Annotated in this window: 12 protein-coding genes and 1 pseudogene; 8 read left to right on the top strand and 5 right to left on the bottom strand. The window is 39.6% G+C overall.

Annotated features, from left to right (window positions below):
- Positions 1 to 21: 21 nt before the first annotated feature.
- Positions 22 to 1,743, bottom strand: a complete 1,722-nt coding sequence (gene hmpF / locus G4P69_RS03110) for a pilus motility taxis protein HmpF (protein ID WP_208344819.1) — start codon at positions 1,741 to 1,743, stop codon at positions 22 to 24.
- A 276-nt stretch (positions 1,744 to 2,019) separates the two neighbouring features.
- On the opposite strand from hmpF, the pseudogene G4P69_RS40390 reads away from it, so the two are divergent.
- The 6 genes and pseudogenes from G4P69_RS40390 to G4P69_RS03085 all read left to right on the top strand — a co-directional run.
- Positions 2,020 to 2,076 (top strand): annotated as a pseudogene (locus G4P69_RS40390) (hypothetical protein); the annotation flags it as partial.
- Positions 2,077 to 2,126: 50 nt separating this feature from the next.
- Positions 2,127 to 3,272: a response regulator gene (locus G4P69_RS03105; RefSeq protein WP_208348364.1), complete on the top strand. Its 1,146-nt coding sequence runs from the start codon at positions 2,127 to 2,129 to the stop codon at positions 3,270 to 3,272.
- Between the two features lie 143 nt (positions 3,273 to 3,415).
- Positions 3,416 to 3,781 carry a response regulator transcription factor gene (locus tag G4P69_RS03100; RefSeq protein WP_208344258.1) on the top strand — a complete coding sequence of 122 codons (366 nt, stop codon included), beginning with the start codon at positions 3,416 to 3,418 and terminating at the stop codon, positions 3,779 to 3,781.
- Between the two features lie 13 nt (positions 3,782 to 3,794).
- The gene (locus G4P69_RS03095; RefSeq protein WP_208344259.1) at positions 3,795 to 4,325 is read left to right on the top strand and encodes a chemotaxis protein CheW; all 531 of its coding nucleotides are present in this window, start codon (positions 3,795 to 3,797) and stop codon (positions 4,323 to 4,325) included.
- A 16-nt stretch (positions 4,326 to 4,341) separates the two neighbouring features.
- Positions 4,342 to 7,134: a methyl-accepting chemotaxis protein gene (locus G4P69_RS03090; protein ID WP_208344264.1), complete on the top strand. Its 2,793-nt coding sequence runs from the start codon at positions 4,342 to 4,344 to the stop codon at positions 7,132 to 7,134.
- A 119-nt stretch (positions 7,135 to 7,253) separates the two neighbouring features.
- Positions 7,254 to 12,314 (top strand): hybrid sensor histidine kinase/response regulator, encoded by a 5,061-nt coding sequence (locus G4P69_RS03085; RefSeq protein WP_208344260.1) that lies wholly within the window; start codon positions 7,254 to 7,256, stop codon positions 12,312 to 12,314.
- Positions 12,315 to 12,456: 142 nt separating this feature from the next.
- Here the strand turns inward: G4P69_RS03085 and G4P69_RS03080 are convergent, their stop codons facing one another.
- Positions 12,457 to 16,101, bottom strand: coding sequence for an SUMF1/EgtB/PvdO family nonheme iron enzyme (locus tag G4P69_RS03080; protein ID WP_208344261.1), 3,645 nt, complete (start codon positions 16,099 to 16,101; stop codon positions 12,457 to 12,459).
- Positions 16,102 to 16,429: 328 nt separating this feature from the next.
- Between G4P69_RS03080 and G4P69_RS03075 the strand changes: the two genes are divergently transcribed.
- Complete coding sequence (locus tag G4P69_RS03075) at positions 16,430 to 16,717, top strand: hypothetical protein (RefSeq protein WP_208344262.1); 288 nt, start codon at positions 16,430 to 16,432, stop codon at positions 16,715 to 16,717.
- A gap of 586 nt (positions 16,718 to 17,303) precedes the next feature.
- The gene (locus G4P69_RS03070) at positions 17,304 to 19,562 is read left to right on the top strand and encodes a caspase, EACC1-associated type (RefSeq protein WP_208344263.1); all 2,259 of its coding nucleotides are present in this window, start codon (positions 17,304 to 17,306) and stop codon (positions 19,560 to 19,562) included.
- A gap of 381 nt (positions 19,563 to 19,943) precedes the next feature.
- Here the strand turns inward: G4P69_RS03070 and G4P69_RS03065 are convergent, their stop codons facing one another.
- The 3 genes from G4P69_RS03065 to G4P69_RS03055 all read right to left on the bottom strand — a co-directional run bounded on the left by G4P69_RS03065 (position 19,944) and on the right by G4P69_RS03055 (position 23,230).
- Positions 19,944 to 20,366 (bottom strand): helix-turn-helix domain-containing protein, encoded by a 423-nt coding sequence (locus tag G4P69_RS03065; protein ID WP_208345195.1) that lies wholly within the window; start codon positions 20,364 to 20,366, stop codon positions 19,944 to 19,946.
- Positions 20,367 to 20,531: 165 nt separating this feature from the next.
- Positions 20,532 to 21,695 (bottom strand): CO2 hydration protein, encoded by a 1,164-nt coding sequence (locus G4P69_RS03060; protein WP_208345196.1) that lies wholly within the window; start codon positions 21,693 to 21,695, stop codon positions 20,532 to 20,534.
- 17 nt (positions 21,696 to 21,712) lie between these two features.
- Entirely contained in the window at positions 21,713 to 23,230 is a 1,518-nt protein-coding gene (locus G4P69_RS03055; protein ID WP_208345197.1) for an NADH-quinone oxidoreductase subunit M, read from the bottom strand.
- Positions 23,231 to 23,463: the final 233 nt, after the last annotated feature.

Here is a 23,463-nt window from a genome sequence, read left to right as displayed (position 1 = left end):
ATAGTATTCCCACGAGTTTTATTACTGTTGAAGCCTAGATAACAAAGCCTCACGCATTTGAGTAACCGATTGAAGTTGATAAGCTCCAGTTTCCTGTATTTGAGTTAGTGCTTCTGCAATTCCTTGTAGCTTCTGTTTTAGACCATCTAGAGCATCTTGAATTGGCTGTAGTGCTTCTTGATATAGCTTAACCCTACCCAAAGATTCTGCTGTTAGTGTTCGCAACGATAGCAAATTTTCTTGAATAGTTTGCAATTCTTGACGTTTGATCTCCTGCTGTTGCATTTGATCTTCAAAGGATCTTTGCGCTTGGTCAATACTAGCACTGATTTGTGAAATCTCAAATTCTAAATTTTGTAGTTCCTCTGAGTGTTGTTTTCGCTGCGTTTCAATTTGTGACAAAATTGGGCTAAAAAGAACTTGAGGATCATTTAGTTCATTATCAATAGTCTTTCCTTGCCGCCTAAATAATATGATTTTGTGTTGTTTAAGAAGCTGTTGATGTTGAAACAAATTACGGCGTTGTCCTACCAAAGTTTCGTTGAGCATTTGGTATAAGTCTTTTTCCTCAGCCAACTCCGCTTCTAATTCAGATCTTCCTGAATTTGGGTTCTGGTTAATCTTTTGTTGTAGTTGTTCGATAATTTCTTGCTTGTATTTCAGTTCTTGTTCCTGATCATTAACAAAGCTAGAATCAATATTTAACTTAGCATCTAAATCTTGTATAATCCTTTCCAATTCTTCTGGCGGCATCTTCTCCAAAGCTTCAACATTAATCTGTTGGCTAAAAACTACACTGCCAGGTGTTGGTGTTAAAGATTGTAGTTGCTGATATAAATTTTCTAATGAGCGCAAATGCTCTTTTAGCATCGACGCATACTTTTGCTTACTATTAAGATTCGCTATATTAACTTTTAACTCTGCTGCTTCCTGCTCCAAGGAATTTTGGGATTGCTGCAATTGGTCTTGACGTTCAACTAAAATTTGAGCTAACTGATCGATTTCCAAAAATTGCTGATCTACCGCGGTTCTTTGCTGCTCTAGTTGTTGCCAATGTGGGTTAAGAAGATCTTGCTGACGGTTTGCCATTTCAAAGGCAAGATTTAGGTATTCCTGCACTTTGTCTGTAGGAGCATCACTACTAGAAAGGCACTCTAGCAAGTTGGTTAGTCCCTGAGTTTGCTCCTTATCCAACACAGTTCCTTGCTGAGAAAGGGCTTGAAGCTCCTCTAGACGGTTGCGTTCACCCCGCAAATGCTCCCACGCTCCTTCTAGTTCTTGTCGCTGTCGCAAAACTTCTGCACGGGATGTTTTAACTTCTTCTTTTTCCGTTTCTAGGCGTTGAAAGTCTTCCTCCATTTTTTGCAGCTGTTCCAAACGCACTTCCATATCCATTTCGCGGTGATTCAACTCTTGCGCTTGAAACGTTAACGACTGCTTCCACTGGTCAATTTCTTCTTCTTTGACTTTAAATTTCTCTAACTGACGGGAAAAATTCTGGAGGATGTTAACTAGCGGACGTCCAGCTTCCTGAATCCTCTGTATTTGACGATTTGGATTCACATCAACTAGTACAAGCGCTCCATCATTTAACTTGCTAGCGTCTTCAGCGGTCATAACTTCTTCCGACACCGTAGTCCAACTCTGGTCAGTTTTCTGACAAGCTAGCAATTTCAGTTCAGTTTTGCTACCACCACCCAGTAGGCCGCCTTTCTGCTTTTGTACTTCTGCTAAATAGAGCACACCCTTAATCCTTTTGATGGACTTGATGCCAGTGTTTCAGGCTATACATTAAATATATTACTTTCATTTTTCTTTTTTTTTAGCTATTTCTAGGAAAATAAAACAACTAAATGCAAATTTGTACGAGACATCTCGTGTTTTATAAAGTAAAAAATATTATATTGCACTGTTTTATCTTGTCTCTATTGTAGTGGGAATGTCCACCGTGTTTTTACTAGGTTTATTTAAGTATGCTAGAAAAGGTTGATACAATTGGAAGGAGCGCTTTCTAGCTAAATGCAGGGAAATTTACATGAAATCGATATTGCCAGTATCCTGCAATTGATTTCGTTGGGGCAACGAACTGGAGTACTCTTTGTCGAAGCCTACAGCGGTAACCGCAAATGGGGCATGGGGCATGGGGCATGGGGCATGGGGCATTGGGCATGGGGCATGGGGCATGGGGCATGGGGCATGGGGCATGGGGCATGGGGCATGAGTCTTGGGTGGTGTTTTTTTTCAACGGCGAAATTATCTATGCCCAAAAAGTTGATAAAAATAAAAATTTATCCCAGATCAGTGACAATTTGCGTCATCACAACGTCAATCTACAAATAGAGGAAATACCATTTGCTGCCTTGGGTTTACTGAATTTACCAGAGTATGATTATCTGTGGGTGCTTTTAAAAAAGAATGTTATTAAACCATCACAAGCTCGTCGTATCATCCACAGTTTGGTCTATGAGACTGTTTTTGACCTGCTAAATCTACGCTATGGTAATTTTATTTTCCAGCAAGGTTTTGCTCTTGCGCCTCATCTGACTACTTTGAAGATTGCCCCTACTCTGACCAAAATTATTAAACAGGTTCAAGAGTGGAAGCTATTGTATCCACATATCCAGTCTGCTGACCAGTTTCCTGTACTTGCTGATCTAGCAGAGCTACGTTCCTCACTACCGGCAATAACACTGAATAAGCTACAGCAGTGGACAGATGGCAAAACATCACTGCGTCAATTATCTCGCTATCTTAACCGAGATATATTGACTGTTGCCAAGGCAATATATCCGTATATACAACAGGGTTTGATGGAACTAGTTTACCTTGACACAGACGAACAAGACTTGTTGCTAGATCGGGACACTAGCCAAAAGGCAAGCATAGTGTGTATTGATCACCAAACGACATCTTGTGAAGCTATCAAATCTATTTTGCTCTCAAAAGGGTACGACGCGATCGCCATCCATAACCCGTTAGAAGCGCTTGGTGTTGTGTTTCAAATGAAACCTGATTTAATTTTATGCAACGCTGCCATGCCAGAATTAGACGGGTACGAGATTTGTGCAATGCTTCGGCAGTCTAGAGCCTTTCGGCTAGTACCAATTATTATGCTTACTGGTGAAGGGGATTTGCTCGAGGAAGCCAGAGCAAGAATGGTAGGCGCAACAGATTATTTGACAAAACCTTTTGACGAGACACAGTTACTCGTACTAGTAGAGAACTATCTTGACAAAACGTATTATCCAGGTGAAAAACCAAACACTTGTTGATCCGAGGTTATATGGAGTAAAAAGTATTATCACAAAACCAACGTTATGAAGGGATAGAATTAATTTATACAATAAATGCTGGCAGAGAAATCAGGGAACATTCCTATATGGAAGATCTACATCAGGAGGTATATAAACATTGTATGAGTACAGTTCTGATCGTGGAAGACAGTATTGCACAACGGGAGATGATTACAGATCTCCTAAAAGCGAGTGGTCTAACAGTCGCCCATGCTACCGATGGAGTAGAAGCACTAGAAGCAATTCAAACTGCACCTCCAGATTTGGTTGTATTAGATATTGTCATGCCTCGGATGAACGGTTATGAAGTTTGCCGTCGGTTAAAATCCGACCCGAAAACCCAAAATGTCCCCGTAGTTATGTGTTCTTCCAAAGGAGAAGAATTTGATCGTTACTGGGGGATGAAGCAGGGTGCAGACGCATACATAGCAAAACCGTTTCAACCCACCGAGCTGGTAGGAACAGTCAAACAATTACTGCGAGGATAAGGATGAACATAAAATGACTAGCAAACCGGACTTTTTTGGTGGTAGTGGACAAGACCACTTCCGTCCTGAACTACGAGTAGAAAGTCCAGAAGGTGAGTTATATTTGAGGTTTTACATTCCTTCTAATCAGGAGTTTGCACTACTAGCTACCGGTATTCGAGAAGTTATTCAACTAAGTCCTGATAGAATCACTCCTATTCCTAATGCTTCGCCTTTACTTTTGGGTACCCTAAATTTACGAGGTCGAGTTATTTGGGTGGCTGATTTGGGTCAATTTTTAGGAGAAGCAACTGCTTTAAACACTGATCGAGCAGAAATTTCAGTGATTGCTATTCAAGAGCAAGACACTACAGTGGGCTTGGCAGTAGAAGAAATTGGGGGAATGGACTGGTTAGATGTACAGCATCTGATACCATCAACTCATGTGCCAGATGCGATGGCTCCCTTTTTAAAGGGAGAGTGGTTAGTAGATGCAAATAAAAATCAGTATCTACGACTGCTTGATCAGACAGCAATTTTACGAAGTGCGCGGTGGGCAGGATAAAATTGGGAGACAGGAAATGGCAGCAAGTATAGATGATTACGAGCAGACATATCAACAGGCTTATAAAGCCTACATACAAAGAAACTACGAACAAGCGGCGGCCTTAATTAACCAGGCAGTGATTTCTTTGCCCAACGATCCTAATACCCATTTATTAAGGGGTCACATCTACAACGTTTTACAGCAGTATGACACAGCCAGAGAAGAATATCAAAAAGTTCTGGAGCTAACAGCAGATCCAGAAATTAGTGATTTTGCCAAAAATGGATTGGAGAACATTAGCCAATACGAAGCGCAATTCAGTAAAGTTGATGAAGTAAGTGATTATGAGGAAGTCAATTCACCAGATATCACTGAAACTCTATTTACCAAAGAACAAGAATCGCAAGATTTAGGAACCATTAATGGCAAAAAAGATGTCAAAAAAATTGATGATGTATCTAGTCAATTTGATATGCCCACAGACATTACTGTGGGACCTTTAATATCAAAATCTGGAGAAAATCCTTTTGTTTTACATCAATTGGATGAAACTAATAACGGGCATGCAGCAGAATTAGAGTTTCCACATTTTCTTGAAGAAGATATCAGAGGTACTGCTTTTCAAGAATCAAAAAACGATGATAACTTCGTAGCACCATTTTCTCAGAGCGAAAATCATCTGTCTTCCACAGAACAAAGCTTCTCGGAACAAAGTTATGAAGATTTGAACTCAAATTTTGAAGATGAAACTTTAGTGATAGAAGAAAAGGCAACAAAGACTCTTTTAACCGATCAGCAAGAGTTGTCTTTTGAACAAAACAGCTATTTATCGCAAGATGTAGAGCATTTAGAGGAACCTAGAGAAATTCAAGATTACGTTTCAGAGGAGCAGGACTTCAAAAAAACATCTAATTCAAGGATGTATATTGAAGATTCTTCATCTTTAGATACCGATTTTTCATGGCAACAACAGCAGAGATTCTCAAAGTCTAGAAATAACCACACTAACTTCGATAGCGACGACAGTTTAAGTTTGAAAAGATTTGACTCTGGTTTCATATCACAAGAGTTATCTCACGATGAAGACACAAGCAGTCTAATAACTGAAAATCTTTCTCAGAGCAGCAATATAGAGTTTTTAGAAGACTTCGACGAATTTGACGATTTAGGACAAATTCCTGGATTTGATATTACCGGCGATTCTTCGTTTGGTGACTCACAGCTACACTCTAACTCTCGAGCAATCAAAGAGAGTAAAATTTTACAGAGTGAAGCGAGTGACTATCGTGATGCAGAACTGTTCAGTATAACCGGCTCACAAGAAGCGGTTCCGGTTTTTACTCAACCACCCCACGTCTCGAAAATAGAACCTCAAGTCTCAGTTGAACAAGGGCTGCTGGCACCACTGGAAAATGCTCCTCTCGAGAAAAAACAATGGTTGGTCGCTGGTGCTGTAGGCATCGTCTCAGCGATAGTTGTAGCTACAGTCAGCTTTATCTCAGCTAACTTGTCCCCACCCCATCAACGTGAGTCAGTGCGGAATACAGGGTGGGCAATGGCACTAGCAGCAGGATTGAGCGGTTTTGCTACCACAGGCTTAATGGGTAGTGTAACAGTACGGCAAATTCGCCGCACAACTAAAGATCTGCAAGCACAATTTGATGCTGTACGTCAAGGCAATCTTAATGTCCAAGCCACGGTATATTCAGAAGATGAATTTGGGCAGTTAGCAACTGGCTTTAATGAAATGGCTCGTGTTATTTTTACAACAACAAATGAAGCAACACGTAAAGCCCAAGAAATGGAGGAATCGAAAGAAAACCTTCAACGCCAAGTGATTCGCCTATTAGACGATGTAGAAGGAGCCGCTAGGGGAGATTTGACAGTGCAAGCAGAGGTAACAGCTGACGTACTTGGGGCTGTTGCTGATGCTTTTAACCTGACAATTCAAAACCTGCGAGATATCGTGCAACAGGTAAAAGTAGCAGCTAGAGACGTAACTAAGGGGGCAACTAATTCAGAAACCTTTGCTAGGGCTTTATCTAGTGATGCTTTACGACAAGCAGAAGAGTTGGGGCTAACGCTTAATTCAGTACAAGTTATGACTGACTCGATCCAAAGGGTAGCCGAAGCAGCGCGGGAGGCAGAAGCTGTAGCTCGTGATGCTAGTGCGTTTGCTCTTAAGGGTGGGGATGCAGTGGAGAATACAGTGGCAGGGATCTTAGAAATTCGGGAAACTGTTGCTGAAACAACACGCAAAGTAAAACGGCTGGCAGAATCTTCCCAAGAAATCTCTAAAATCGTCGCATTAATTTCTCAAATAGCTTCTAGGACAAATTTGTTAGCACTTAATGCTAGTATTGAGGCGGCACGTGCTGGAGAAGCTGGACGAGGCTTTGCGATTGTCGCAGATGAAGTACGCCAGTTGGCGGATAAATCTGCTAAATCGTTGAAGGAAATTGAACAAATTGTTATGCAGATCCAGAGCGAAACAGGTTCAGTAATGACCGCTATGGAAGAAGGCACACAACAAGTCATACAAGGTACAAGATTAGCGGAAGAAGCTAAGCGATCGCTAGAAAATATCATTCAAGTAGCAAAGCGCATTGATATTCTAGTTCGCTCAATTACCACGGATACAGTCGAACAAACTGAAACTTCCCGCGCTGTGGCGCAGGTAATGCAATCAGTGGAACTGACTGCCCAAGACACATCTCAGGAAGCACAAAGAGTTTCCGGTGCTTTACAACACTTAGTAGGTGTGTCCCGTGACTTGATTGCTTCCGTAGAACGTTTCCGGGTAGAAACTGCGGAAACAACAAGGTAACCGCCCGCCCTGCGGGAAGTCAAAAGTCAAAACAACGGTAAGCTTAATTTATCACTGACTTTTACTAATAGCGCTTTGCTTTAATTAAACAGCTAATAACTTAACAACTAACTTTGACTATGCTGCCACAACAACAACAGCGCATTTTAGGTTACTTTATAGAGGAAGCAAAAGACCACCTGAATACAATTGAACAGGGGTTGTTGAGTCTTCAGAGTACCCTGAACGACCCGGAGATGCTTAATGAAGTTTTCCGGGCGGCTCACTCTATTAAAGGAGGAGCTGCAATGCTTGGGTTGAGTAGCATTCAGCACACATCTCACCGTCTGGAAGACTGCTTCAAAGTTTTAAAAGAACACCCAGTTAAGGTTGACCAAAAGCTAGAGTCTTTGTTTCTTGGGGTATCTGATACCTTGAAAGCGTTGTTAGAACATTTACAGCAACCTTTTGGATTGACCGAACAAGCAGCTAACGATTTAATGTCAGAAGCAGAACCAGTATTCCAGTGGTTGCACGAGCATTTAGAAGAACTGGTACAACAAGGAGGTAGACAAGTATCAATAAGTACAGTTGCTGAGGAGAAAAAAACAAGCAATCAAGTGGATACGCCTTCCACAATCGTATCGTCTGTGAACGAGCCCGCACACCAATCTGTAGCTTCTTTATCTTCACAAACTGATACAAAGCAACAGGTTCAAGCTCAAGTTATACAAATACTTAGAGAAATGTTGCAATTGTTTAAGCAATCAGCAACGCCTGAAACACGACGGAACTTGGAAGAGTGTTGTCAAAAACTAGCTCAGCTTGGTGAAGAATTAAATTGGTTAAATTGGTCTAATTTGTGCCGTAAAGCTGCAAGTGCGATCGCGAATACTGAAAACACGTATCTCACCTTAGCAAAAACTGTTATTACAGACATCAAACAATCCTTAGAATTAGTTTTAGCAGACAAGGAAGGCGAAATTGTAATTAGTAAGCAACTCGAATCCCTGATCCCCGCACCAGAAATTGAATTGTTAGAGATTGATTTAGTAGAGGAACCGAGTCAGATTACAGCAGAATCTTTAAAAATATCAGACGAAACTCCACTTTTTAGCACAGCCGACTCTCTAACCGAAGAGCAAACCGTTTCTGAAACAAAGCAAGAAGAAGATGTCCTCGAACCGGCTGTTCCTGCAATCGTTATAGAGCTTGAACCAGAAGACTGTATTAGTAATTTAACGGAGCTATCCTTTACATTTGATACTGACAACACAGAAAAAGAAGACGAGCCACTTTTTGCTGGTATTATTGGTGATCACAATCCTCCTGAGGTGGGAAGAGATGAATTAAATAGTCTTGCTGATCTGTTTGAAGGTGAAACTCCAGATCTCGAGATAACCTGGGAGCAAGTGGAAATCCTAGATATGTCCACTGGTATGGACTTGGGGATTGATTTAAGTAATAGCGATACCAAAAATACTGATAGCGAATTTGAATTTTTATTTGAACAAGAAACGAATCCTAGTTCTAATAAAACAGATGAACAAAATAACGAGCTTACTCTTGTAGAGTTGTTTGGTGACGACTTCCTAGAACAAGAAGATTCGGAAAATGAAAATCAATCAGTTCCAGAGTTGGTTATTGAGTTTAGTTATGACAATCAAGTCGCTCAAGAAAAAGCGTCTTTGGTATTGAACAATGAAAACATTGAAGATAATAAATTACCCATAAAAGAAGTTGAACAGCAAGAAAAGAAAGTAGATAAACGTTCAAATTCAGACAATCTTATTGTTTCACCAAAAGATGAAATTTCTTCTTTAGATGATCTATTCGTTAAAAATCCAGAAGAAGACCTAGCATTGCTCGAGAGCGAGGTATCATCGACTAATCTATTGGATACTTTTGCGACAACAAAAGATCATATATCATCTATACCAGAAGATACTGAGTACCATTTTTGGGAGCAGCAAAGTCCACAAGAGAGTCAGCAAGAAGAGCTTTCTCCATTAATTGAGGAAGATGTAGCAAAATCTTTAGACGACATTCTGAATGCTGCGGCAGCTTATGACAATATTTTTGGTGATATTACAGAGCCTATATCTTCGACTGAACAAAGTTTGAACTTGGAACAACTGGATATTAACTTGCAGTCAGAAGAACAGCTAAATTTGATGTTCTTAGAAAATGCTGACCATGATCTATTTGGGGAATTAGCACCAACAGATTCAGAAATTACTTCAAATATTGAACATGGCGAACTATATCCTGATGTTCTTAACCTTCCCCAACAGCAAAGCAATCATCTTCAGTCTGGAAATGAGCCAACAGACTTCTCACCAGAAGCTTTAGAGTTGACGCCAGAGTTTACAAATTCGGTTAGTCTTCTTAAGGTAGAAAGCAAGCAGCCTTCGCCTGTCGTGGCTGAGGATACAGCGGCAGAACACTCAGATAATTTTACTATACACAGTCCTTTTATAGCCATAGAACGTGATCTCGCAGACGAATTATTTAGCACAGAAGCTTCATCAAATATAACTTTTACAGATGAACATCCCTTCCATGACCGTGAAGAGCTTGTAGACACAGAAACAATCAATAATTTGCAGGCAGTATTTGATTTCACAGAAACTACTGCTCCTGAAATTATCAAGCAATCACAAGATTTAAAACAGGATTTTCATGATGATTTATTGTTAGAAGACGATGAGATAAAAGCAGAAGAGGAATTATTTAATAATACGGATAATTTAGATACTTACACACAAGATTTTTCATTAAATGAATTTGACGAGTCGATAGAGAGTTTACTAAATCTTGTTGATGCTGAATCTGGTTCGCTGAATTTCTTATCGGAAGCATCAGTAAGTGAAGTTGCAAAAGTGGTCGAACCCGAAAATTACGATTCACCAAGCAATCAAACAACAAATTCAGAAATTGTAGAAAATGAAGATGCTGTATTGTCCTATCTAGAAGCACAAGCAGATAGAATAGAACACGGAGAACCAATAGACAATCTAGATGAATTTGCCAAACTGGATGAGTTGTTAAACTTAGAAATAGCATCACCTAAACGAGATGTTTCTTTACCAAATCAAGAAATAGCAGCTTTAGAAGAATTACTAAGTTTAATACCAAATCAAATTGAATCAGAAAACCAGGTTCAACCAACTGTTTCAAAAGGAGACATTAACGATCAATTTAAGGAATTGGTCGAGATGGTAAAAGGAGATTTACAACCACGTTCTCCTGCTAACCGGACTCCCAGATTTGAACAACTGATGAAGGTTCCAGTTAAGCATTTGGACGATCTCAGCAATTTGGTTGGGGAATTGGTTGTAAACCGTAACACCTTGGAACAGGATCAAGAACGCCTACGACAATCTCTAGATAATTTGCTCACTCAGGTGCAACAGTTATCGGACGTAGGCACAAGGATGCAGGAGTTGTATGAGCGATCGCTATTAGAAGCATCTCTACTAGCTAGCCGCAAAAATTATGGACTTGGAACTCACGCGGAAACAGACAGGGGTTTTTCTGAACTAGAAATGGATCGGTTTACTCCCTTTCATACCTTGTCTCAGGAAATGATTGAACTAATTGTACGGGTGCGTGAGTCAGCGAGTGATATAGACTTTGTTACTGAAGAAACTGAGCAAGTAGCACGACAGTTTAGGCAGGTGACTAACCAGTTACAAGAGGGAATTACGCGAAGTCGTATGGAAGCTTTCTCGGAAGTCACCACTCCACTAGAGCGAGGGGTACGGGAAAGTGCTATTAAGTATGGCAAGCAAGCACGACTGGTGATCGAAGGGCGCGATACCTTGATCGATAAAATGATTCTAGAACACCTGAAAAGCCCACTGACTCATTTACTTAATAATGCGATCGCGCATGGTATCGAACCACCAGAAGCTCGAGAAGCATTAGGGAAACCACCCTCAGGAGTTATCACTGTTCGCGCTTTTCATCAAGGTAACCAAACCATTATCTCTGTTCAAGATGATGGTCGAGGTATTGATTCTGAAAAGGTAAAGGAAAAGGCAATTAAGAAAGGTATCATGACAGCAGAACATGTTAAAAACATGTCTGATGTTGAAGTCTACGATTTGCTATTTCAAGCAGGTTTTACAACGAAAGACCAAGAAGATGAATTAGCTGGGCGTGGTGTTGGTTTAGACGTAGTGCTTACTAGAATCAGTGAAGTCCGAGGGACGGTTACCATTGATTCTACTCTAGGTAAGGGAACCACCTTCACTATTCGTCTACCGCTAACCCTAAGTATTTGCAAAGCACTCTGCTGCGTCTCAGATAAAGCACGTATAGCTTTTCCAATGGATGGGGTAGAAGACACTCTAGACATACCTGTAAGAAATATTCAGGAAGATGCTAATCAGCAAAAGTTTATTCCTTGGCGTGATACAGTGTTGCCATTGCGACCGCTGAAGGATCTTTTAACCTATAATCGCCAGCTTAGTCGTGGTAATGTGTATGGTGGGAATCGCGAAGATGACATGATTTCTGTTGTTGTTGTGCGATCGGCAAATACTCTTATTGCGCTACAAATTGACCAAGTACTGAGCGAACAAGAAATAGTGATCAAGCAATTTGAAGGACCAGCACCTAAACCAGTTGGTGTAGCAGGTGCGACAATTTTAGGTGATGGTCGTATTATGCCTATTGCTGACGTTCTAGAAATTGTTGATATTTTCCAAGGAAGAACCTCTAAACAACGTGGTGTTACCCTTTGGGAACAAAAAGGATCTTCCACCTTTGTAGAAGCTCCTGCTGTTAAAATTGATCCAACAGTACTGATTGTTGATGACTCCATCACTGTTAGGGAGTTGCTTTCTCTCTCGTTTAATAAAGCAGGTTATCGCGTAGAACAGGCGCGTGATGGTCAGGAAGCTTGGGATAAACTCCGTTCTGGGCTACCTTGTGATATAGTTTTCTGCGATATTGAAATGCCAAGATGTGATGGGCTAGAATTGCTTTCTAGGATTCAAAAAGATTCTAATCTTAACCACTTGCCCATCGCCATGCTCACTTCACGAGGTGCAGATAAACACAGACAAATGGCAATTCAACTAGGTGCTAGCGGTTACTTTACTAAACCCTATCTTGAAGAAGCTTTACTTGAAGCAGCAGCAAGGATGCTTAAAGGGGAAAAACTAGTGACTTCGGTTCCTGATAAAGAATGAACTGCAAAACCCACTTGACAAAATCTACCCCGTCTTAGATACTATTGATAGTCGTGCAAAATATAAAAAAATATCGACCGCCTTCGGCGGGGGGTAGGGAAAAAGAAAAAGTGTAGAGGACAAAGGGCAAAAGTGTAAAGAATTATGTCCTCGCGCCGGAAACAACAACCCGAAAGCCGATGAAGTTGCTCCTGTTGTCGGGACCGTCGTCATTGAGGCGACACGCCGAACGGCAATACCAGGGATTGAAGGACCAGGAGCCACCGCGCAGCATCCGGTGTTGAAAATCTTTATCATTAATTTCATGGCTTATCCAAGGGCCACCGTCTGCAGACGATTCTTTGTAATTTTCCTGCCAGCAGTCAGCGCACCATTCCCAGACATTACCGTGCATATCGTACAAACCAAAGGCATTCGCAACATTGAAGCTGCCTACTACTGTTGTTTTTTCACGATGTACTCCTTTTTGCGCAGAGCCATATGTATACTCGCCGTGGTAATTTACTAACTCCGGCGTAATTGTTTCGCCGAAATGGAAGGGGGTTGTCGTGCCCGCACGGCAAGCATACTCCCACTCTGCTTCACTAGGAAGTCGGTAGTGTCGTTTAGTATGTTTCGATATTCTATCACAAAACTCTAGCGCTTCATACCAAGAAATTTGTTCTACTGGTAAATTATCTCCTTTAAAGTACGATGGGTTCGGATTGAGTTCTCGATTAACTTGGGGGAAAGTCGCCACAGTCCGCCATTGTGCCTGAGTGACGGGGTACTTACCCATGAAGAAGGGGGGAACAGTTACTTCATGTTGGGGGCTTTCGGTGTCGTAACGTTCAGCTTCATCTTCCGGTGAACCCATGAGGAATGTTCCACCAGGAATGGCAACTATTTCTAGGATGACATTGTTACCCAGGTTTTCTGTGAAGTATTCGGCTTGACGACGCTCCCATTGAATTTCCTGTCCTTTGGCGTTGACGGTGACTACATTGAATGCAAACAAAGGTGGTGAACACTCTATCCCATAATGATGATGCTTTTGCACAAGAGCAGAGAAAATTTCTTTGCTGTTGCTAGAAGCATTTAACAACCACGAACAAGGTGAGCCTCCTGACGCCGACGTAAATTGTACCCAAAGCTGATAGATAGTGCTAAGACAGGATCTAGGAATTTTTTCTATCGCCGCAACATCAAACGCACCCTCGTCTTCTCGATTAGCTAATTTAAGCATCACTTGTACTGATTCCTGAGCAGCTTTCGCCCAATTTCCTGCTGCCAGTTCATTCACGATTTTAATGTAGTCTTGCTCAACTCGGTTTTTGACTAAACGAATGCTTTTCTCCCCTTGATAACCACCATCTATAGTCCAGCATCCTAAATCTTTATATTCTTTAGGCAAATAATTTTGAGTTTCAGCTAAAGTGGGTAGCCTGTAGTAGTACACGCCATTATCTTCGATACTATTCCTATTTAGGAAGTCAGCATTCAGATTAAGCCAACTACAAAAAGCCAAAGCATTTGTCCAACTAATTTTAGTGATTGGTGTTTTGGCATTCCCATCAGGAAACCTATTAGATAGCCAGTCTTGCGGTTTACAAGATTCATCTGCTTGTTGAAGAAATAATTGATATTCAGCACAAGTAACGTATGTGCTATCAATTTCTATTTGCTCATCAACTCGTGATAAACTACTCAATCTCCTTGCCAATTTTACTTGTACTGCTAATTTAAATATTTCTGACTCTTTTGACTCTAATCCTGCCTCTAATTTATCTGTTAGCTGTTGCCTTACTTCTGGTTCTACACTTAAACCCTCTTCCTGGCAATCTAAGGCTATTTTTAGAGAGTTAACAGTTGGAGTAGCCAAAGCAGCACGAATCAAACTAGTCGCATCAGTTTGAGCAGCATAAAGACGAATAGTTTCATCCCACCAAGAATTATTGATATTTGATATTAAGATCTGCTCTTGGTTTATTTTTCGAATATGAATGGCTGCTAAATACTCTTGAAAACTTTTATGGGCAAATTCATAAACGCCTTTTTCTCTCTCCACCAGTAATCCACTAATAGTTTCGATTTTTTTGATAAAATCCTGTGAATCTGAGTAACTACCTACTACTTTTGCTAACTCAGTAGCTATAATAGAACTGCCTAAATCAGGTGTAAATTCACGAGTTTCCCTGTGCATTAGCTCAAATGCCAGCACTTGCAGTACTACTTTCTTTTGGTCGGCTGAAAGTTTATCTACAATTCCTTTATCTTCCTGTCTCTTTCCTAATAGAACATCACATATTTCGGCATATAGTTCTACTCGACGCCCTGGTAAAGCACCGCGATAACAATGAACTGTAGCGATCATTGTCAACAGTAGTGGATTCAGCGCCATTTTTGTTAAAGGCGGATAATTTTTAATGCGATTAATCAAGTCCTGTGAATTATTCTGAGCTTTTTGTCGCACTCCTATATCATCTTTTCCCAGCCTGCCCATGACTTCATTTTGCAGATACCAATTATGAATAAATATCTGCATCTGGTCTAGATTGAAGGGTTGCACATTAACAATTGTTGTTATTGCTTGCACAGGCGCACTTTTATAACCAAACGGTCTTGAAGTCAGAAGAAAAATAGCATTAGGGTAATCTTGCATTTGCTGATTGATCCACCTACTTACTGACTTACGAATGTTAGAATCTGCTACTTCATCTAATCCATCCAACATTACTAAGCATTGCTGACGATGTAAGATATTCTCAAACCATCTAACCGAGGGAAGCAATTTCTGCTTTTCAAGCAATATCACTAAGCTTGGTTGCTCCCGTTCAATGATATACTGTACATCTCGTAGATATAAAAGTATAGGAATTAACGTTGGGGCTTGTGGGTGTTGTCGCCGCTGGGTATTTTTGGCATAAGTTAGCGTCAAATGTTCTAACAGTGTTGTTTTTCCCGAACCAGGCGAACCAATGATTACAATGCGGCGATATGCAGGCTCTTTTTTCCCTGCTACTAAAAAATTCCAAATACTGTGATTATTAGCTTGACCACTAGCCTGAATTATTGCTGCGGAAATTTTATCCAAGCTTTCTGGTGCGATTCTCAAAGGAACAAATACTTTCTCTAAATCGAGCGTGAATGGTCCTTTGGTTTTTAAACCCTGAGTACGAAAGTCACGACATTTATAAATTAAATTTTGGTAATACTGTTCCTTAAAGGGTGAGGTAAATTTCCAAAACAAAACTTCAGTCTCACTCCAAATTGCATCTGCAAAACGAGATGCGAGTTGCTCTTGCTCTAGCTCCCACTTTTTTAACAGTCGATTTAAAACCTGAGAAAAGAAGTTTGCTACAACGATAAACAGTGTCAAAATCACTGTTAAAGATAAAGATATGAATGCTTCTGGGAATTGACGAGAGATAGCAAAATGAATTGTTGCGAACAACCCCCCACCTACAACAAGCAATCCCAGCCAATAAATACTTGTTTTTACCAGATACACTGGGCTTATATTATTGGAAGTTGTTCCGTGATTTGACAATATTTCTTGGGCAATAGCTTGTAAACTAGAGTTCTTTGGTCTTTCCTTCTGTGCTGCACGGACTAGATCAATAAACCATCCCTCGGCTGCTGCTCTTTTTATTAACTCAGAAGTAATTTCTTCTAAATTGCTATCCTTAGTAATTTGGTTTAAGTTTTTATCTAGCCTGTAATCCAGCAGTTGTTCCAGGGATGACTTATCAGGAAAGGCATGGATTAAAGCATCTCTTAATTTTCTGCGCTGCTCAGGAGACGGCATTATCTTTATTAATAAAAGCTCAAATTATTTATTTTTATAAAAGAAAACAATAAGTATTGACTTTTTACTTGCCTGATCTATACCTCCGACCCTGCTATTCTTTTCAAGTTAAATCACCCTCTATCTTAACGTTACATGATCGTTCGCGGTATTGGTACCCCTTCACTGATATCTTGTACCAGGGTTGTCAGCCAGCCAGCGATTGAAATCGCTGGCTGATAGCTAAAGTCCTCTCAAGAGGACTGCTCAAGGATTTCAGTCCATTTCAATGGACTTAAGCTATTAGCCCAGAACTTCAGTTCTGGGCGGTATATCGGGCTGATTCACAATGGTGCAAGATGTCATACCAATTCAAAAAATGATTGATACAAATGTAGGTTGGGTTGAGGAACGAAACCCAACACATCAAAGCCTTGTCTTTGTTGGGTTTCACTTCGTTCAACCCAACCTACCCATCTTTTTCATTTTTTTCGTGAAATGGTATCAGTTCAGCGATCGCATCCACAGCAACATGAGTGGGATTTGCAACGATGCTCTACAATCATGCGATCGCACCCTATCACCGAATCCCATTACTCCTATACAAAACTTAAAGAATAAATCTGCCTTACTTTAGTCTTCAAGCGTTTTATATCATCAGGTCAACTTTTCAGTGTAACTTTTGTTTCAGCGTTGGTCAGTTTTTGACTGATGGTTGGGGAAGCAAAAAGCAATCTTTATTCGCTCATCTCCAATTGCCGAAAAGCTTATGATTCAAGCTAAACGGCTGATTGCAACGTTTATTAGCAAGCATCGGGTTAGTGGTATGATTACTAAGTAATGAAAATGATTTTACTTTTGTCAATTAGAAAATCTGCTGAAAATTTTATAAAAAAATGTATGAATTTGACTTATATACTGAGCTTATGAGTTAAGAATAAATAGTACGTATCAAAATTAGGCGGGAGCAACACTTGAGCAAAAATTGAGTTTCCGACGTTTCATCATATCCGGAAGAATCTGTAGCTTTGGAGTGTTGTCAAGACATGACTGAAACCTGGGTGTGGGCAGAAAAATCATTTTCCCACTCCGCCGTGTGAGTGCTTTTTGGCTTGTTTCTCTCTATTTCTCATTTTTTGCAATACTTTAAGCACTATTGCTTATTAACAGATAGTGTGGAACCTCTACCTACATATTTACAATTTTTTGTATCACGGAAGAAAATGACTAAAAAGATAGCATTATTAATTGGTGTAAGTGAGTATGAGTCCGAGTCGGAGTTAAAAAGCCTCCCAGCTGCCGTCAAAGATGTAAAAGCTATGCAGCGAGTGTTACAGCATCCAGAAATAAGTGGTTTTGATGAGGTGAAAACCCTTATCAATCCGGACACACATACAATGTGTCTTGAAATAGAAACTTTTTTCTCTAATCGCAAGAAAGAAGATATATTACTGTTGTACTTTTCTGGACACGGAATCAAGGATGAAAATGGTAGATTATATTTTGCCTCTCGAATTACCCAAAAACATTCAACGAATCAGTTAATTAAATCAACTGCGGTTCCTGCAAGTTTTATTCATGATCAGATGAATAACAGTTATCCTAGGCGACAGGTTATTATTCTTGATTGTTGCTTTAGTGGAGCATTTGAGCCTTCTTTGGTAGCAAAGGATGACGGTTCCATAGATTTACAAAGTCAACTTGGTGCTGAAGGGCGGGTTGTTCTTGCATCTTCTAGTTCGACTCAATATTCCTTTGAAGAACAAGGATCTGAGATTTCAGTCTACACCCGTTACTTAGTAGAAGGAATAAAAACAGGAGCAGGAGATTTAGACAAAGATGGTCAGATTACTGCACGCGAACTACATAAGTATGCTTGTCATAAAATTGAGCAAACTGCTGTTAATATGAAGCCGAAAATTATTGTATTAAAAGATGCCGGTTTCGACATTGTTATTGCTCAAACGAGTAATATAAAAACAAAACAAAATATTGAAAATTTTAAAAACGTTAGCCATGGAAAAATTAGCTTAGGAAAAGCAGAACCATCGGGAGACATCTACGAGATGGCTCCACAAACCTCTCAATTACGTAACTTTCTAGAACCATATGAAGATTTCATTACCAATTTAATCCAACAATTAGAAAAAATAGCAATCACTAATTTGGAGAAGAATTCTGATATTGATAATCATATTTTGAATGCGATTAGACACTCTTCCAAAGCAGACTTTGTATTTATTATATGTATCGATAAGCAAGAAAATTGGTATATTAAATCACAAAGTGATTATTCTCAGGACATAATAGATAGTGACATTTATCATAATACTTTAAATTCGCATATTTTACCTACTATTTCACGAATATCAATTTTTAATCCTGCTTATCATGGTATCTATAGACTCCATGAAGATAAAAAAGGTGTTACTAGAGCTTTTGTAATCATACCTTTAAAAAACTTACCAAAAGCTGAGGTTATAGTTGTTTGTGGTATACCTCAAGATTCTTATCTTTTGGGAGATGTATACGGGCGAATTTTATCAAGTTTTTATCACGCTTGCCATAAATTATTACTTAAACCTGCGCTAGTAGAAGCTGTTATTCTTGATGATTTAAAAAGAGATTTTGGATTTGTTGCAGCGTCTTTATATGAAAGGAGATTCAAATTATTTTGTGAGCGTCTTCAGAAGATGATTATTTATTTTGAACCTATTCTTAATTTGGATGCTGATGAATTGTTTATAAGTGGTTGGGAAGCTTTAGCTAGAGATCCTGATACATTAATTGCTCCTTCAGATTTGTTTCAAGCTGCAGAAATGTGGGGTCCAAGATTCAGTATTGAATTGGATCAGTATTTTCTCAAGACTGCTACCACAAGCTATCAAGAAGCAAGAAAAAAATCAAAACTTAATAGAGCTCAAGACATAGTACCACTATCAGTTAATGTCTACCCAGAATCTCTGATAAGAGCACCTTATTTTGACACAGTTCGTGAAGTTTTGAAAGATAAAGTTATTACTTCCAGAAACCTCATCTTAGAAATATCTGAAAAAGCAGAGTTACCACAGTACAAAGATGGTACTAGTTTGGATTCTCCTTTGTCTTTTTTTAAAAATAAATTGCTAGAATATGTTAGGCAATTTCAGATTAGGTTTGCAATTGATGACTTTGGCGTTGGTTACGCTTCAGTTTCTCGCCTAGCAGGATTAAACCCGTCTCATGTAAAAATTGATAGAAATCTTTTATATTATCAACCAAGTGACGTTATTATCCGCTTTGTTCATGAACTAGTTGGAGCAAATAATCTCAATCCATCTATTGTGATTGTTGAAGGTGTCGATGAGACTAGTCCAATGAGTTTACGTCGTCTCAAAGAACTTGGTGTTCATTACATCCAAGGGCATATTGTAGGTAAACCCAGTCCAGAAATCTACCGTTTAAGTAAAGAGAAGTATGATGACTTGAAGAAGTTATTCTAAAGGGTGTTTGAAAAGTGATTAGCTGTGATTTTCGTCACATTATTACTCCCCTTAATCCCCCCTTTACAAGGGGAGGGTTAGCTCAGATCTTGCACCTTTAAATATAAATACTGAATTAACGCCACAAAAGTATCAAAGATTGAACCATAAAACATTCGTTTCCATTCCTCTTATAGAGGAATTTAGCTCTTAGACAGGGATTTATAATCCCTGGCTGATTTAAATGCAGTCACACAATCAGTATCGTCGCGGTAGCATTTATATTTATCATTTTATTGGTGCAAGATATGAGTTAGGGTGGGGTAAAAAAATATTTGATACATCAATCATGACTTTTCAAACATCCTCTAAAGGGTGTGCGAAAACTTGCCAGTCAAAAATTTATTTCTGTGAGACTGGCATAGATTTGAGAAATAAACTAGATTCTACATGGAAAAACTCTCCCAGCTTTCTTGCTTGTTCTGTATTTATATTCTCTTGTCCGTTTAGTATATTATCTACTAGATTCTCATTTCCTAAAATCTCTATTAAGTCATAGCGATTTTTTCCAGTTTCTTCTAACAAGAAGAACAACATAGATAGAGGATTATTTTGCTGAATTGGCTGATAATATTCTTGCTCAAACTTTTCAATTAAAGTTATTAATAATTGATATACTTCATCCTCTTCAGGAGTACGTTCCCGATGCATTAAATCTTCCACTATTGCTAAAGCTTGCTCATTTTCAGCTTCAGTTTTTATCAACTTAGGAACATAAGCTATTAATAATTCTTTGTACTTTTCAGGATTAAAAGTAAGGGTCATTCTAAATTATCCTGTGCTTCTAAGCACTGGGAAAGTCAACCTTTATCAAACAGAATCCGGGAGTCAGGAGACAGGAGTCAGAATAAATGCTGCTTAAAACCTTGTCCCTTGTGGATGAGACAAGAGTTGAAACTTTTCTTAAAACACCACCCCTTTATGGGTGATCTATTCTGACTTCTGAATTCTGTCTCCTGACTCCTCCTTATTAACCTCCTGCAAGCGGGAAGGTTGTAACCTATCAAGCCACTTTTGTAGATAAACTCTATTAGCTTTTTGCTCTGTTGGATCTTCTGTATCCAATGAATAAGGCATCAAACCCAAAATTGCCGCTGTAGTCACACAGAACATTGATTTTTGAAAGGTTATACAAATTTGTACCCGTAAATCATCCTCTCCCCGACGACTACGGCGATAAATTTCGTGTAAATATTCTGGGAGATAATGACGCATGTCTTGCATGAGCAAAGTGGGAGGAATACCAGCACCACCAATAGGTAAAGGATCAGCATATAAAGCCCCATACTGAAACCGAGCTTGATCTGGAGGAATTTGATAAGCTTGAGCGTTGTATGAAACTGTGCCATGAAACGGCGTTCCTCTGAAGAAAACCGCTTCAACATAAGGTACTGCTGTATCTGCAAGGAAAGTTAACCCAACAGAAGCAGGAATAATATCATAAACTTTACCCCTGATTTTAACAGCGTACGTAATAGGCTTACTAGCAGCCTCCACCAAACCATTTTTTATATGGCTTACAACATCAGCAATCGTTTTGATTTTTCCTGCGTCATATAAGTCTGATAAGCTGAGAAAAATATCAGCCATGACTCGCCAGAATTGTCCTAATCCGCTGTAATAAGCACAGACACGCAACTGTTCGGTTAAGAAATCAGGAAACAGGTTATTTAGTCCTAAAATGATAGGATTATTTTTAAATTTTTCTGCGATAACTACGCTGGCTCTTTGGGTGAATTCTTTTGAATCCAAATATGTATCTAACCCACCACCACCATGCCATAGCATGGCTTTCATGCAATACTCTGCATATTCAAAGTTAATTCTATCGTGCCACCAATGACGGAGCAATTTTTTAAAAGTAATTTCCCCGTTAAAGTATTTAAAGAATGGAAAAAATTTTAAAAATTGATTTTCTGCAAAGTATATAAGATTCTTAGAGTAAGCATCCAAAACGACACCATAGCTTTTAAGAATGCCCACTACTTCTGGTACGTTTTCTGGCTTATCGGGGAGTAATGCTCCTCCTAATTCTAGACGAGTAATATACTCAGCCAATGGATGGTTATCAGGTTTGTTTGTGATGTTTACCATTTGTTGGAGATCAGGGGTTAGGGTTTGGGTGTTGGGGGATTCTCTTTTGGTTTAACGAGAGATACTGTTGCAACTGCATTGTGTGTACTAACCATTGCTGTGGTTGTTGGTTCAGTCCACCGTGCTAACCAAGAGGGTTGGATACCAAAAAGCACAATTAATAGCGCTAAAATGACAGCTGGCGATCGCTCAGCCCAAGATACGCGAGGTAAGTTAATAACTTGTGGAGACAACCGTCCAAAAAAGGCACGGTTGGTAAGTAGTAAGAAATAAACGGCGGTTAAACCGGTACCCGCCATACAAAGTAGAGTTTGGACAGGGAAAGTGCTAAAACTACCTCGAAAGACGATGAATTCAGCAATAAATCCTATTAAACCCGGTATACCAGCACTTGCCATGACTGCTAAAACCATTAACGAGCCAATAACAGGCATACCTCTTTCTGGGTTCAGCAGCCCTCGGATAATATCTAAATCGCGACTACCAGCTTTTTTATACACAATTCCCACTAGTAGAAACAACATTGCAGAAATTAAGCCGTGGCTAACCATTTGCATAACAGTTCCCAACAAGCTTAAAGGCGTAGCTGCAGCAGCACCTAAGAGTATGTAGCCCATGTGACCAATGGAACTGTAAGCCACCATTTTTTTCATATCTTTTTGAGCGATCGCGCAAGACGCCCCAAAAAGCACACTCACGACAGCCCAAGTTGCTAAAAATGGAGCAGCATAACTCCAAGCTTCTGGCAACAAGTTCATTCCAAATCTCAGCAAGCCGTAAGTTCCTAACTTCAATAGTACACCAGCTAGTAGCACAGAAATTGGTGTGGAAGCTTCAACGTGAGCGTCTGGTAACCAAGTGTGGAAGGGAACTAACGGTATTTTGATACCAAAACCGATCAAAAGCCCTAACAGTAATACAATTTGAACTTCCAACGACAAAGAACTAGTGTTCAAAGTTGATAGCGCAAAACTTTTTCCTCCGCTTAACCAAACCAAGCCTAAGAAACTTGCTAAAATCAGAATTCCGGAAACAGCTGTATATATTAAGAATTTAGTAGCTGCATAACCCCGCCTTTCACCACCCCAAATTGCTATTAGCAAATATAAGGGAATCAGTTCTATCTCGTAAAACAGGAAAAATAACAGCAAATCCTGTGCCACAAAGGCTCCCGCTACTCCAGCATTTAATAGTAACAGCAGGGAATAATACAATCTAGGACGCCCAATTGCTTTGTCACTACTATAAATAGCGATGCAAGTCAATAATCCATTTAAAATTAGCAAAGGTAAAGATAAGCCATCTATCCCTAAGTGATAGTTTAAGCCTAGAGCATCTATCCAAGCGAACGACTCAGCAAATTGTTGACTTACTTCACTTGGGTTAAACTGAATTGCTAGCACCAGTGTCAACAATAAACTGATAATCCCAAAGAACAAAGGTATTCCTCGGGGAGATTTTGCGAAGACACCAGATGGTAACAAAGCAATTAAAGCAGCACCAAGCAAAGGCAGGAAAATTAAAGCACTAAGCATATTTAGAACAGGAGTCAGAAGTCAGGAATCAGAAGTCAGAAGTCAGGAGTCAGAAGTCAGAAGTCAGGAATCAGAAGTCAGGAGTCAGGAGTCAGGAAAAATGTATTCAGTTGTAGACTTAAGGGATTCTCGAAGAGTGTGGTATGGTAATTTACGCGGCGCTGTAGTGGGTTGAAGCATGGGGGAGTCGTAAGTGGGTTTAAGTTACTAAGCTTTTCCACATTTAAGTTGCA

This window comes from Aetokthonos hydrillicola CCALA 1050 (assembly GCF_017591665.1).
Lineage (GTDB): Bacteria > Cyanobacteriota > Cyanobacteriia > Cyanobacteriales > Nostocaceae > Aetokthonos > Aetokthonos hydrillicola.
Note: the sequence above shows the minus strand (reverse complement) of the source record. Positions and strands in the feature narration are given on the sequence as shown.